At 39.6% G+C, this 14,248-nt stretch carries 12 protein-coding genes and 1 tRNA gene; 7 read left to right on the top strand and 6 right to left on the bottom strand.

Annotated features, from left to right (window positions below; translation table 11 throughout):
* Nucleotides 1-331 precede the first annotated feature (331 nt).
* Complete coding sequence (mfnA, locus tag MsAm2_RS08245; RefSeq protein ID WP_338097767.1) at nt 332-1,576, bottom strand: tyrosine decarboxylase MfnA; 1,245 nt, start codon at nt 1,574-1,576, stop codon at nt 332-334.
* Nucleotides 1,577-1,804: 228 nt separating this feature from the next.
* Between mfnA and MsAm2_RS08240 the strand changes: the two genes are divergently transcribed.
* Nucleotides 1,805-3,556, top strand: coding sequence for a polymer-forming cytoskeletal protein (locus tag MsAm2_RS08240; protein WP_338097766.1), 1,752 nt, complete (start codon nt 1,805-1,807; stop codon nt 3,554-3,556).
* Between the two features lie 90 nt (nt 3,557-3,646).
* On the opposite strand, the gene MsAm2_RS08235 is transcribed toward MsAm2_RS08240, so the two are convergent.
* Nucleotides 3,647-3,826, bottom strand: coding sequence for a hypothetical protein (locus tag MsAm2_RS08235; protein ID WP_338097765.1), 180 nt, complete (start codon nt 3,824-3,826; stop codon nt 3,647-3,649).
* 145 nt (nt 3,827-3,971) lie between these two features.
* Between MsAm2_RS08235 and mutS the strand changes: the two genes are divergently transcribed.
* From mutS to MsAm2_RS08215, 4 genes are all read left to right on the top strand, one after another.
* Nucleotides 3,972-6,863 carry a DNA mismatch repair protein MutS gene (mutS, locus tag MsAm2_RS08230; RefSeq protein ID WP_338097764.1) on the top strand — a complete coding sequence of 964 codons (2,892 nt, stop codon included), beginning with the start codon at nt 3,972-3,974 and terminating at the stop codon, nt 6,861-6,863.
* Nucleotides 6,864-6,941: 78 nt separating this feature from the next.
* Complete coding sequence (locus MsAm2_RS08225) at nt 6,942-7,403, top strand: DUF3574 domain-containing protein (RefSeq protein WP_338097763.1); 462 nt, start codon at nt 6,942-6,944, stop codon at nt 7,401-7,403.
* 255 nt (nt 7,404-7,658) lie between these two features.
* Nucleotides 7,659-8,483, top strand: a complete 825-nt coding sequence (locus MsAm2_RS08220; protein ID WP_338097762.1) for a hypothetical protein — start codon at nt 7,659-7,661, stop codon at nt 8,481-8,483.
* The gene (locus MsAm2_RS08215) at nt 8,470-8,727 is read left to right on the top strand and encodes an STAS-like domain-containing protein (protein WP_338097761.1); all 258 of its coding nucleotides are present in this window, start codon (nt 8,470-8,472) and stop codon (nt 8,725-8,727) included. Before MsAm2_RS08220 ends, MsAm2_RS08215 begins: the two co-directional genes overlap by 14 nt.
* A 102-nt stretch (nt 8,728-8,829) precedes the next feature.
* Here MsAm2_RS08215 and MsAm2_RS08210 read toward each other — a convergent pair whose 3' ends face one another.
* From MsAm2_RS08210 to MsAm2_RS08195, 4 genes are all read right to left on the bottom strand, one after another.
* Nucleotides 8,830-9,804, bottom strand: a complete 975-nt coding sequence (locus tag MsAm2_RS08210; RefSeq protein WP_338097760.1) for a GLUG motif-containing protein — start codon at nt 9,802-9,804, stop codon at nt 8,830-8,832.
* A gap of 5 nt (nt 9,805-9,809) precedes the next feature.
* The gene (locus tag MsAm2_RS08205; protein WP_338097759.1) at nt 9,810-10,880 is read right to left on the bottom strand and encodes a GLUG motif-containing protein; all 1,071 of its coding nucleotides are present in this window, start codon (nt 10,878-10,880) and stop codon (nt 9,810-9,812) included.
* A gap of 77 nt (nt 10,881-10,957) precedes the next feature.
* Nucleotides 10,958-12,151: a matrixin family metalloprotease gene (locus tag MsAm2_RS08200; protein WP_338097758.1), complete on the bottom strand. Its 1,194-nt coding sequence runs from the start codon at nt 12,149-12,151 to the stop codon at nt 10,958-10,960.
* A 241-nt stretch (nt 12,152-12,392) separates the two neighbouring features.
* A tRNA-Thr gene (locus MsAm2_RS08195) sits at nt 12,393-12,464 on the bottom strand.
* 141 nt (nt 12,465-12,605) lie between these two features.
* Between MsAm2_RS08195 and MsAm2_RS08190 the strand changes: the two genes are divergently transcribed.
* Both MsAm2_RS08190 and MsAm2_RS08185 read left to right on the top strand, forming a co-directional pair.
* Nucleotides 12,606-13,310: a class II aldolase/adducin family protein gene (locus MsAm2_RS08190; RefSeq protein WP_338097757.1), complete on the top strand. Its 705-nt coding sequence runs from the start codon at nt 12,606-12,608 to the stop codon at nt 13,308-13,310.
* A gap of 222 nt (nt 13,311-13,532) precedes the next feature.
* The gene (locus MsAm2_RS08185; protein ID WP_338097756.1) at nt 13,533-14,231 is read left to right on the top strand and encodes a CDP-alcohol phosphatidyltransferase family protein; all 699 of its coding nucleotides are present in this window, start codon (nt 13,533-13,535) and stop codon (nt 14,229-14,231) included.
* The last annotated feature ends 17 nt before the right edge of the window (nt 14,232-14,248 follow it).

The raw sequence follows: 14,248 nt of genomic DNA, 5'->3' as shown, positions 1-14,248 counted from the left end.
TGGTAAACGGGGTGATTATAATAAATCTATCTGATTAAAATTAATATAATATAATAAAAAATTTAAAAAAGAATATATATATTTATAAAAATTTTAAAAATGATAATAAATAAATTTAAACAGAAACAACGAAATTTAAAAATAATAACAAATAAATTTAAACAGAGACGACGAAATTTAAACAGAGACAAATAAATTTAAACAGAGACAACGAAATTTAAACAAAGATATAAACATAAACAGAAATAAATATAAAAAAGAAACAGCACAATTTGTACTGTTTAATGTTTTATTAAAAACGGTTGTTAAAGTTGTTTTTTTAAAAGCTGTTTTAGCAACAGGTGCATTCCAAATCTTCATTGTCCAGAATATATTTCAAATCCAGGACAAATTGGTCAATGTCTTCTTTGGTGACGTGTGGCATTAAAACCAAGCGGAGCGCGACTTTTGTTTTTGTTTCCGAAATGTACCACCCGAATTGTTCACGTAAGCACCGCCGGATGTGTGTGGTTTGCTGAACTCCGCCGACTTCCACAACCATTATGTTAATGGCAGGAAATTTCGGCTTAAGCTTGATCCCGATCAATTTTTGGAACAAATATTCCGTTAAATCCAGGCAATAGGCCACATTTTTTTGATAGCCTTCCCGGCCCAAATATTTCATGACGGCGTATGTCGCGGCAACGGCTGACCCGGGACGGGTTCCGGTGAGTGTTGACTGATAATTGCTGGTCAAGTAAGGCGTTTTTACTTTGATCCGGTCCAACGATGTGTCCAGCACGGACGCGTTTTTAAAAACAATAATTCCGGCCGGAATGACGGAAAAACCCATTTTGTGCGGGTCTAAGGATACGGAAGTGACGCCCGGAAGGTCAAACCCAAATTGGTTGAGTTCATTTTGATCCTTTAAAAACGGGTACACAAATCCACCAAAAGCAGCATCAATATGAAGCGGAAGGTTATTCTTGATGGCGATTTCCGACAGTTTTCCAATCGGATCCATTTCCCCAAATTCCGTGTTGCCGGCAATCCCGATAATTCCGATGGTGTTTTCATCAATTTTAGATTCGACCGACCGGGGAACAACCCGGTAAGTCGAATCAAGCTCCGCTTTGCGGAGCTGAAGATTAAACATGTTGGCAATTTTTTCAAAAGAAAAGTGAGCGGTTGCCGGAACAATCAAATTCAGTTTGACATCTTTTGCGTTTTCACTTCTTGCACCGGCATCATTTTCATTTGTGTCTTTCGCATGCATGAATCGGTTTTTCATATGGTAAACCGCTTCGATATTGGACTCCGTTCCGCCGGATGTCAAATGTCCGGCTGCTTCTTTTGGATTGTCATGTTTTAAAAGAACGGCGGCCATTTCAATGACTTGTTTCTCCATTTCGCAAGTTCCGATAAACAGTCCGGGATCTCCGATATTGGTATGAATAAAACGCTGATGCGCACGAATTGCAATGGGATGAGGGAGGGTACACATGGAACTCATCACCTTTTTAAAATTCGTGTCCAAAGAAGAAAACCGTTCCAGTTCTTCAAAAATTTCTTCTTCGGAAATTCCCTGTTCGTGCATGAACAGAAAAATGAAATAAGATATTTAAAAATTTGGTCAATCTTGTCTGAAATTTTTTCCAATTGTTTACAATAATTTTAAATCCCAATAGGCTCAATCATATTCCATTCAAGAATTATTTTATCTATATTTATTTATCATTTTATTTCAATTCCCATTCATTTTTTATATTTTCTTCAACCGCCACCAATAAAAGAGGAGCTGACGCCACTGCCCGAAAACATTTTTATGACATTTGTCATTCCCGATCACACCCGGTTACAGGATAATATTTTAACAACGCCGGCGAGTATGGTGATTGGAAATCACGCGGCGGTCGGCTGTGATATTTTCGCGGATACGATGATGGTTGGGGAAGGCGTTCTGATTGCGGGGCAGGTGCAAGCGGAATCCGACATTCGGGCGGACGTTTGGTGCAAATTTGAAAAAGATGTTCATGCCGGCGGTGACGTTTATTTAGGGGAATTTACTGTCATCAACGGAAAAATTGTTGTGGACGGCGATTTGGACATCGGCAAAGAAGTCAAATTAAACGGCGGTTTCTTGTCCAAAGGGTGGGTGGTCGTTCGAAATCCGCTTCCGATTATGATTTTTATTTTTCTCTACATCCGTGAGCTTATCGGGGTTGGGAAAACCAGTGAGGAAATCGACAAGGCCCTGTCTGATCTTTTTGAAGACGATGAGGAACTCGATTTGGAAAAATTGAAGGAGATGGATTTATCCAAAATTATCGGAACCGGCCGGCTTTTAATTATCCCGCTCGGCTCGAAAATTTCCGGCAGCAGCACGAATATTCCGGACAACGCTGTCTTTGGAAACGATTGCGAATGGATGGGAAAAATTATTTGTAAAAATTTTGAAGCCGGCGAAAATTTTGTTTTCAACGGCGACTTGCGCTCAAAAGGCGATGTTCTTTTGTCCGGGGGTGCCAAAGTCATCGGAAATATTCAGGCGTCCGGAAAACTTATTTTGGATAAAAACGCAACGATTTGCGGAAATATCAGCGCGAAATCCATTCTCATTCACGAAACATCCTTTGTCGAAGGAAAGATTTCTTCCGGCAACGTCCGGTTTGTGCTGGGTGAATTTGATCCGAGAAATATCGACAAAGAAGGGACCAAAATTTTATCCCGATCGGAATCGGTTGATTATCTCAAAACCAATGTTCGGGAAAAGCCGGCGGAAACGGATGACGTGGACGAAAACGGTGACGTGGAAACAGATGTGGAAACAGATGTGGAAACCGGCGTAGGAACAGATGCGGAAACCGGCGTAGGAACAGATGCGGAAATCGGTGTGGAAACAGATGCGGAAACCGGCGTAGGAAAAGATGCGGAAACTGGCGTAAGAACAGATGTGGAAACCGGTATGAATTCAAATATTAATACAGGCGCCGGCGCAGATTCAAATTCGGATACGAATTCCGAAATCCAAGCGAACGCAACGAAAACAGGCTTTGAATCAAAAACAGACGTAAGCACGGAAACAGAAACGCAAACATCCGGATCAAAAGTTTCCTCTTCCCGGAAAAACCGGCAATCCCGCAGAAAAGCGCAGGCTGGCAAATCCAAACAACAGGCGGATCTTGAAATTGTGGATGTTTTTTCCGGCGAAAAAATGAGTGAAAAAATGCCGGAAAAAAACGAAAATATAAAGAACGAGAACGCCGATGCCAACGAGAACGCGAATGCGGAATCGGAAACAGAAACAGAAATGGAAAGTCCGGATTCAAACAAAATTGATGAAGATAAAAAATCGGATGCCGAATTCAATCACGCAAATTCTAAAGACGCAGACCCCGTTTCAAATGCGGGCAGTTCTACAAAATCGGATGCGCAAAATTCCGGCAAGTACGTCAGCAATGCGGAAAAAAACTTTTTCGCCGCCGCCGTTACCGATGAATCTGAATCTGAAAAAGAGCGGGAAGACGCGAAAAAAGAAGCTCAGCAAATATCCAAAAACAAGAAGAGACGAAAGTAAATAAAAAATGTAAAAATCAAATTAAAAAGAAAAGCAAAATGGGAAAAACAAAAAAAAATAAAAAATAAAAAATTATGAAAAAATGAAAAATTATGGTTTTCCGGTTTCGACTTTGCGTCCTTCTTCAATTTCCTGAATCATGTCTTCTTCTCCTTCAATGACGAAGGATCCGACATAATTGCATCTTTTGCAGTGGTAAATATTTCCCATAATGCCGCCGCTTTCCATATAAAGTTCCGTATATCCGCATTGAGGACAAATATGTTTCATGATTTTTCACTTCCGGTTTACGGTTTATTCATTGAATAATAATAGATATAATAGACAAGACGTGAAATAAAAATAACAATCTTAAATTCAATCGGTAGTATTAATTATTTTTTATATTATTTAAACATTTCAAAGGCAGATCAAAATGGACCAGTCAACGCCGGCCATGCGTCAATATTATGATGCCAAAAAAGAGTGTCCGGACGCTCTCGTTTTTTTCCGAATGGGTGACTTTTACGAATCGTTTGGGGAAGACGCCAAAACGATTTCAAGGGAACTTGAAATCACGCTGACCAATCGTGGAAAAACAGCAGACGGACAAAAAATGCCGCTGGCCGGAATTCCTTACCATGCGATTGATACATATTTGCCGCGGCTCATCAAAAAAGGATACAAGGTCGCCATTTGTGAACAATTGGAAGACCCAAAACAAGCCAAAGGCGTCGTCAAACGCGGCATTGTCCGGGTGGTAACGCCGGGGACCGCAATCGATTCATCAATTATTACCGATTCGTCCAACAACTACTTGATGGTGATTTCCGGCTCTTTTAAAGAACCCAAAGAAACCGGTTCAAAGGAATCGAGTTCAAAGGAATCGAGTTCAAAGGAACCAGAATCCACAGATTCTTCGGAAACGAAACCGAGGGATTCCAAATCCGTCAAAAAAGGTTCAGCCTCGCCGGATGTTGAAACTTTTGGAATTTCATTTTTGGACATTTCCACCGGCGAATTCTTGACGACGGAATTTGAAGACGCCGCTCCTTATGAAAAAGTCATGAGCGAAGTTGCGAAATTCAAGCCGTCGGAATGTCTTTTGCAGCCCGCCCTTTTGAAAAATTCGATATTGGTTGACAGATTTCTGGAAGGAAAAATCAAAACCGGCTCTTTTCCGATGGACAAAAATTTTGCCGCCGAAACAAAAGCCGCGGAAGACTTACTGAATTCCCGGTTCAAAACATCAACCTTGGAAGGCATGGGGCTGCGCGGAAAAGATTATTCCATTCTTTCCGCCGGAAAAGCACTCAGCTACGCCATTCAAACACAAATGCGCGACTTGGAACATATTCAATTCATTCGGACCTATTCCACATCCGATTACGTCATATTAGATTCCATGACGCTGCGTAACTTGGAAATCATTAAAAATGTCCGCGACGAGGAAACCAATTATTCTCTCATCCGGATTTTGGATAAAACCAAAACACCGATGGGTGCCCGTCTTCTTAAAAATTGGTTGCTGCGGCCGCTTCTTTTGCCAAAATCCATTCAAAACCGTCTTTTTGCGGTTGAATTTTTGAAAGAAAACAATTTGCTTCGGTTTGACCTTCGGAAATGTTTGTCGGAAATTTCAGACATGGAGCGACTGGTCAGCCGGATGATTTACGGCAATTCCAATGCGCGGGATTTAATTTCCATGCGCAATTCTCTCCTTAAAATTCCGGAAATTTCCCATCTCTTAGACACGAATTTGCTTGGCGGAGAGTCCGCGTTGATGGAAGACATAAAAAACGAATTGATTGATTTTGATTTCTACGAGGAACTCATTGACCTCATCACCCAAGCCATCGTTGACGAGCCGCCGATTACGGTTCGGGAAGGTAAAATGATTCAGCCCGGCTACAATGCCGAACTGGATGACCTTCGGGACGCCGCCGGCGACAGTAAAGATTGGATCGCAAAATTTCAGGCGGATGAGCGGGAGCGGACCGGCATTAAAAGTTTAAAAGTCGGCTACAACAAAGTTTTCGGCTATTTTATTGAAATCACCAACGTTTACAAGAATTCCATTCCAAGCAATTACATCCGAAAACAAACAATGGCGAACGGAGAGCGCTACTATACGCCGGAACTCAAAGAGCGGGAAAGCCTGATTTTGTCGGCGGACGATCGAGCGGTCGCGGTTGAATACAATATTTTTAAAACCGTCACGGATAAAGTCTCCGGCTACGCCCGAGAGATTCAGAATATTTCAAAATTGATCGCCGAAGTGGACGTTTTGTGCGGTTTTGCGGAGGTTGCAATTGATAACAATTACGTTTGTCCGGAAGTGGACAACGGTTTTGAAATTTTGATTCGCGATGGGCGCCATCCGATTGTGGAAAAAGCGACAAATGCCGGAAAAACACTCAGTTCTTCCGCATCGTCTTTTGTTCCCAATGATACGGAAATAGATGCGCAGGAGAATCAATTTTTGCTGATTACCGGTCCGAACATGGCGGGAAAATCCACATACATGCGCCAAGTGGCGATGATTGTGCTTATGGCGCAGGCCGGATCGTTTGTGCCGGCGTCTTACGCCAAAATCGGAATTGTCGACCGCATCTTCACAAGAATCGGGGCGTATGACGATTTAGCGGCCGGCCAGAGTACGTTTATGGTGGAAATGGTGGAATTGTCCAACATTTTAAACAATGCCGGAGAGCGCAGTTTAATTTTGTTGGATGAAATTGGCCGGGGGACCAGCACATACGACGGCTACAGCATTGCAAAAGCGGTGACGGAGTTTATTCACAACAAAGACAAAAAAGGAATCCGAACGCTTTTTGCGACACATTACCATCAGTTGACGGCGCTTGAAAACAAACTCAAACGGCTGAAAAATTATCATATTGCGGTTTTGGAAACCGGGAAAGATTTGGTGTTCTTGCGAAAAATTCTGCCGGGTGCCACCGACAAAAGTTACGGAATTCATGTCGCGAAATTGGCCGGCGTTCCCGATAAAGTAATTGAGCGGTCATCGGAAATTCTCAGAGAGCTTGAAAATGAAAACATGATTGAGAATGAGAGCGAAGGCGACGGTAAAAAGAAGCGCGGTGCACGCTACACGCAACTCCTTTTGGTGGACCCGTCCGCGGAGAACGAACGCGTGGTTGAAAAAGTCATTGAGAGAGTTGTTGAAAAAGTTGTTGAAAAACACATTGAAGACCCCGACACCGCAGCTGTTAAAGTTGAACTGGCGGCATTGAATGTTGATCATATGACACCGGTGGAAGCATTGCTAAAACTTGGTGAAATCAAGAAAAAATTATTGAAGTAAAAAGGGATAAAGAGAAATAAAAAGGGATAAAGAGAAATAAAAGAAAAAAGGATAAAAAAGAGAAAAAGAGGGATAAAAATGGACGATAAAAAGAGAATAAAAACAATGAAAGTTGTCATTTTAATTCTGCTTTTGGTCAATCTTTTGGCAACCGCCGGTCTTGCTGGATGGATTTATTTCTCCCATCCTTCTCAACCCGAGACTGCCTTGGATTACCAAGAAGTTGAAAAATACACGCTCTATGTCGGAACAAGCGATAAAAACGGAAACGCCATCTATTCTTTGGAGGAAGCCAAACAGATTGTGAATCCGATTTGCGACAAATATGTTCCGGGTTACACGGTGTTTGAGGCTTCCGGGCATTGGACAACTGAAAATGGTGTTTTGATTGATGAAAATACGCTCGTGTATGTTTTTTACCGAACGGATGAAGAACACATTATTGCGATTATGAATGATGTTTTAAAAGAACTTCACCAAAGCGCGGTTTTAGTTGAAAAGGAAAACGTCGGTTACGTTTTTTATGATGGCAGGTCATGAACAATTCATTTTCTTTTTTCCTTTTCCTTTTCTTTTTTTTCGAGTGGCGGTGTGCGCGCGGTATGACTGCAAATTTTTAAATATTTCAACAAAAATGGCGGCTCATTTTTCTTTATCTTTCTCTTTATCTTTTTTTATTTTCTATTCCTTTTTTCATTTATTATTTTTAATAAAAACAATATCATTAAAATCATTTAAATTTATTTTCTAAAAATGTAAAAATATTTAAAATGGTTGATAGTTTTTCCGTTTTTCATGGAAAACACAAACTTAAAAGATTGCTTTTTAGAATTCGGTCGGCTGAGAGAAAAAATTCGAAACAATGAATCCATCGAAAATATTTTGCTGCCCTATCCGATAACACTTTTGCCGCCTTTGCCTGAAATTTTGAGCCGGAGGTATTTGATTCATCCGGATGTTTGGAGCCAAATTCCAAAAATAAAACCGGCCGGCAATCGCAGCGACACGGAGTTTTTTGAAATTGAGGAATTAAAGCCGGAATTTAGAGAAGCGGATTTACTTTTTAATACGGTTAACCAAATGTCATTGGAATATGGCGGACAAGCTTTAAAGTATGTTTTGTATGAACTTGGCGGCAATATTTTCAACCACTCCGGCTTTTCAAAAGCTTATGTGATGATTCGCAAATTTCAGAATCAGAGCCATCCATTTTTAGAAGTTTGTTTTTATGATGACGGCATTTCGATTCCTCAGTCTTTAAAAAAATACGATTTTGTTTTTGAAAATCAAAAGGACAGTGTGCTCATCCTTAAAGCGATAAATGGCATGTCTTCAAAAAAAATGTTTTATGAAGAAGGGTCACGTGGTCATGGAATGAATTCTTCGGCTCAAATCATTGTCAACGGGTTTGGCGGAGAACTGTTTATTGCTTCTCAAAAGGGAGCGGTTTTCATTGAACCAAATGCGGATCCGCTTCTTTGCGAATGCAAAGAAAAATATAATATTTCAGGAACACTTATTGGATTAAGAAATCCAAAAAAACAAGTTAATTTATATGACTACATTGACGTTTATCAACATTTCAAGGGAAAGAGAGGTTCCTCCGATGAGTTCTATTGAAAAAATAAATCTCGCCAACGAAATCTCGCCGGTTCTTTTTATTCGAGAATCTGCGATGGAGTTATTTGAAAAAATAGAACTCAATTCCGCAAAGGAAATTGTTGTTGATTTTCAAGAAATTAATTTCATGAGTCGGGCATTCGCTCATGAATATGTTGTTCAAAGGCGGAAATGCAGCAAAAAAATATCGGAAATTCATTTGTCAAAAGACATGGAAAAAATGATTGAAATTGTTTCAAAATAAGATTATTTCAAACGGTTTCAAAACAAAAATATTTCAAAACAAATTCTTCTTTTGCCACCTTCTTTTATTGTATTGCAAAATACCGGGCGTTTGGCTTATCGGTTAATTGACTTCAACGCCCCGGTAAAAGCAACCATTTACAATCGATTTATTTCCGCCGTTTTCTCCTCCGAAAAACCCGGTCTTGGTTTTGGATTCATCTGTTTTGACGACTCCCGTTGCAGTACAGTAGGACAAATTTATTTCATCCGAAATGTATCCGATAAATCCGCCGACGTTGTTTTTGGAACTGATATTTCCGGCGGCATAAGTGTTAAAAATCCGGCCGCTTTTTACATATCCGATCAAACCGCCGGCATTTTCCTGTCCGGCTTTCACGTCGCCCGCTGCAAATGAGTCCGAAATGTTGCAAACATATGCATTTCCAATAAGACCGCCCGCATTTTCGGATTCGGCTTTGACGGTAACATCCGAGGAAATATTTTCAATCGTTCCATTTTTCCATGAACCAACAATCCCGCCGACATTACTTTTTCCGATGACGATGGCATTATTTTGACTTTGAACGGAACAATTCCAAAAGGCAATTGATCGGTTGACATCAGGCCGGTCAACGATTCCAACCAGCGGGCCGACATTGTTTTCACCGGTCATATTTCCTTTCAAAATGACCGTCAGATTATGAATTTGAGCTTCCCCTTCAACATTGCCAAACAATCCATATCCGTTTGCCTCACCGTTCGTTTCCGGACCATCCGGCTGAATCAGTTTTGTGTCCTTGGAAAATGTAATCGTAAAGAATTGACCGGAAAAACTTCCGGTAAACGGGCGGCTCGCGGACCCGATCGGCTGCCAGGTTTCATCCACGATTTCAATGTCGGCAATCAAAGTATATTTTCCATCAAGTCCCCAGTCGTTGCCGATTTTTTTAAAATCATCCGCTGTCTGAACCCTATGAAATTCGGGCATTTCCGGCTTTTCTGTTTTTTCAAGTTTTGAATCGTCTGCCAAACCCGGATTTATGCTGAAAATAAGCGTTGAAATAATAAACAAGAGAAGACATGTTTTTATTTTCATCGGAATCACAACTCCCTTTGTTTTTTACCGGACCGGATTTTGACGGCAAAAATCAATAGAATGCCGGTTAAAACTAAACCAACGGCAACGGCAATGAATATTTTGTAATTTTTGTAATTTTCTTTTTCCAAACCAGCTGGATTGTTCAAATCCACTTCCGTTTCACGGTAGAAACTTCCGGTAACAATTGGTTTATTTTCTTCATCCCATCCACCGATAAAACCGGTTTTTTTTGGCGATTCAACCGTTCCAGTGGCGGTGCAGTATGAAATTTTCGTTGCGTCTTGAGCATAGCCCAAAAATCCACCGGCATTTCCTTCACCGGCACTGACGATTCCGGTTGCATAAGAATTCAAAATTTTGCTGAAATAATCATATCCGATCAAGCCGCCGGAATTGTTTTTTCCGGCTTTTACGGAGCCTGTGGCAGATACGGCGGAAATATTACACAGGTAAGAATATCCAATTAAACCGCCGACGTTGTTTGTTTCAGCATGAGTGGAAACATTTGAGGAACAATTTTTCATCGTTCCGTTGACAAAAGATCCGATCAAGCCGCCAACATTATCTTTTCCGTTGACGGATACGTTTTCATCACCACGAACAGAGCAATTAAAAATGATGGTCGGATCACTGCTACTCCCACCGGCAACGCCGGCAAGCAGGCCGGCATTATTTTCACCGGTTACATTCCCTTTTGTAATTATATTTAAATTTTCGATTTTGATGCCGTAAACGTTGCCGAATAAACCATACCCATTTGCATCAGTCGATCCCGAAAATTGAACAAATTTCGTATCCTTTGTAAATGTTATTGTATGGTTTCCTCCAAAAACATCTCCGGTAAACGGTTTTCCGATATATCCAATCGGCCGCCATGTTTCATCGACGATTTCAATATCATTCATCAAAATAATGTTTTCATTATATCCCCATTCGCCACCGATTTTTTTCAAGTCGTCGGCAACATAAACCGGATTCATGGATATGGGTTGGATCTCTTCTGCTTCTGATGTGGAAATTGAGGTCGTTAAAAAAACTAAAAAAAATAAAAGAAGAAATATTTTTATTTTCATAAACATCCCCTCTTATTTTGGATTTTTAAATATTGTTTAATCTTACAATTCTTCGTGTTTCAATTTATTACATGTCCTCATTTTTCAATTTGTGACACAACATTTTCCTGAATATTGATTTCTTGTCCGAGACCGTTTACAGCGAAATTTTCTTCAATAATAAAAATTTGACCTTTTTCACTGATTTGGGTATAATATTTCAAACCAGTTTTGTCTGACAATGCTTCTTCAACTAAATACAATATAACTTCTTCATCTTCATAATATTGAGGAACCGAAGTTGTTTGTCGGACATTATCTAATGTTCCACCAGCCTGCCGAATAATAATTTCCTGTGATTTTCCTGTAATATTTCCTTTGAAAGTTTCCTCAACTTCAATAATAACATCATGGAATAAACTATATTCAAGCATATTTTCAATAGGAGGTGCCTTTCCATCAGAGGTATTCCACCAAGAAGGGGTGATTTCTTTGACACGGCCTTTAACAATTAAATCAGATACATTTACCATTTGTTCATCATCAAATGCTGGGTAAAATATATCCATGCCAAGTTCGATATCATAACTTTTTTCTTTTTCGACTGGGCTTTGTCTCAAATTCAAATGATTTTCATTAGGTTGAAATGTCAAACCTTGTGAAATCCAGTAATTAGAAGAAGCTGATAAACTTGAAGAGTCATATATCTGAGTCAAATAAAATTTATCGTGAACTGTTACATTTCTCTTTCCATAAACAGCCATTTGTGCATACATAACTGCGTCAAAATTTGAAAAGTGGCCGAGTCCTAAGCTATGACCAAGTTCATGTAAAGCAACTGATTGAACATCCCATATCCATACATCTTCACTTCCATTAGCTTCCCCAATATTTGTCGTCCAAGAATAACTTGTGTTTGTTGAAAATGTTATGTGTGAACTTTTAACCGTTTGGCTATCGGCTAGATTATATGCACAATTAGCTATAGGAGTACCACTGATATACCCTTTTTTGAAAGAAACACCATCTGTAGTATTATAAGTACTGCTGTTGTAAAACATCGGGGTTCGAGCCATATTCAATGCAATTCCGGTTTGCTCCCATGAATTCGATGCTGCTGCAATTTCACTTTTTTCAGAATTGTTAAAATTGCTATTAGGATCAAAACTGATGTTTATATGAGATTCATTTTGAATTCCATTAGCATAATTAATCTCTTGAGCATTTACAGGATTTGTAAAAATTACAAAAAATAGACAGACTAAAAGTAGCAATTCTAATTGTTTTTTCATTTTCATAACCTCTTTTACATTTTATAACCTCTTTACTTTGATTTAACTCTGTTACAAATGCCCCATTGAAGTGAGGCTAACTAATCCATAAATTTAATATTATATATTTTTTTCATCATTTTATTTTATTAAATATATATAAATAAACATAAAACGTTTGGATTTGCAATTCACAAAATTTAAAACAAATCTAGTTATCAAACAAAAGCTCAAAAAAAATTGAAAAAAAGAAAACAGAAAAAGCCCCGTGCGTGATTTGAACACGCGACCTAGTGATTACAAATCACTCGCTCCACCGCTGAGCTAACGAGGCATTTTGGAACAAACCCTTAATACCATCCTTCTTAATAAATCTTATGATTCTTGCTTTTTTCGGATACTTTTATATTTTTTTGAATTATTTAGATGCATCAGAATCATTTTGTCGAATCATTTTGGGATGGGAAGTTAAAAAATGTGGCAGGAATTTCAGTCCGTTGGACAAAAAGTCGTCTCCTCCGGCTTGGTCGAATCCAATTTCGGAAACATGAGCGTTTTGTCCGGTTCCGGCGAAACCTTTGTGATTACAAAAACAGGCGTTGCCTTGGATGAAATTGACAAAAATGGCATCATTGAAGTTCCTCTTTATCCGGAAAAATACAAAGCAGAGGCGGGAAACATGGCTGTTAAAAAATCCGCCACAGAAAAATCCGCCACAGAAAAATCCGTCGCGGAAAAATCCGCCATGGAAAAATCCCCTGCGGAAAAATTAGCGTCATCGGAAACGCCTATCCATCGGATGATTTATCAAAAAACAAACGCAAAAGCCATTCTTCACGCGCATTGTCCGTATTCGGTGGTGATGTCCATCCTGGAAACCGAAATTGGGAATTCATCTCTGATTCCGATTGACAGCGAAGGAAAGCTTTTCCTCGGGGAAATCCCAATTGTAACCGGCGGAATCGGAAGCGTAGAACTTGCAAAAAATGCGGCAGACGCATTTTGCAGCGGTGTTAACTCACATTCAAATTTAAACTCAAACCTTTCAGGAATCATTATCTGTGGACATGGGACAATTGCAATCGGAAACACACTCAAAGAAGCTTACCGGATCACAACACAATTGGAATACGCGTCCAAAATAAAATATCTGTATGCGTCGGCAAAGAATCTGTTTTAAGCAAAATGTTTATGTTTTTGTTTGAGCATAATGTTTTCATCCAAAATAAGCATCCAAAAATTTTTATTTATTGAATATTATTTATAAATCAATTTAATAATGAGTCCATCCATAAAATCAAAAATAAAACCAAAATAAAATCAAAATAAAATCAAAATTGGAAAGCGCGAAAAATAAAATTCATCCAGTTTCATCATCCCTTTAATTGCGGAGAAATATTCAATGGCAGCCGACTCTTTAAGACCTTATTTCACCAAAAAAATCATCAATCCGGTCGCATCCCGTTTGGCAAAATATAAAGTTACGCCGGACACACTTTCCATTGTTTCTTTGGTTTTTTCACTCATTGCCGGCATCTTTTTTTATTTGGCCGGAACCACAACAACATTTGAGCCGGTCTGGATGCTTTTTGCGGCCGGCGTTTGTGTGCTGATTAATTCCGGATTGGACGCATTTGACGGTGCGGTCGCGCGCATGATGGGAATTGCCGGCAAAAAAGGAGACTTTTTAGATCACGTTATTGACCGCTATGCCGATGTTTTCATCATTGGTGGCATTATTTTTGGCGGCCTTTGTCCTTGGCAAATCGGTCTCATCGCGATTGTCGGCGTTCTTTTAACCAGCTACCTTGGAACACAAGCGCAAGCCATGGATATTGGGCGCTATTACGGCGGAATCATGGGGCGTGCCGACCGCCTAATTATCATTTTGGTCGGAACCCTTTTGGATATCATTTACATTGCAATTTACGACCACTCCTTTTTATTGTATGGATTGTCATTTTTAGGATGGGTCATGGTCATCATCGCGATTTTCTCTCACGTCACAGCATTCCAACGCATTTACCACATTTGGAAAGCCATCAAAGCCGAAGAAAAAAGTAAGATGCAGGAAATTCAATCAAATGACGACAACAGGTAATTTTACAAATTAAAAAC

This window comes from Methanolapillus ohkumae (genome assembly GCF_032594355.1).
Taxonomy (GTDB): domain Archaea; phylum Halobacteriota; class Methanosarcinia; order Methanosarcinales; family Methanosarcinaceae; genus Methanolapillus; species Methanolapillus ohkumae.
The sequence above is the reverse complement of the archived record's forward strand: the minus strand, read 5'-3'. Positions and strand labels throughout refer to the sequence as shown.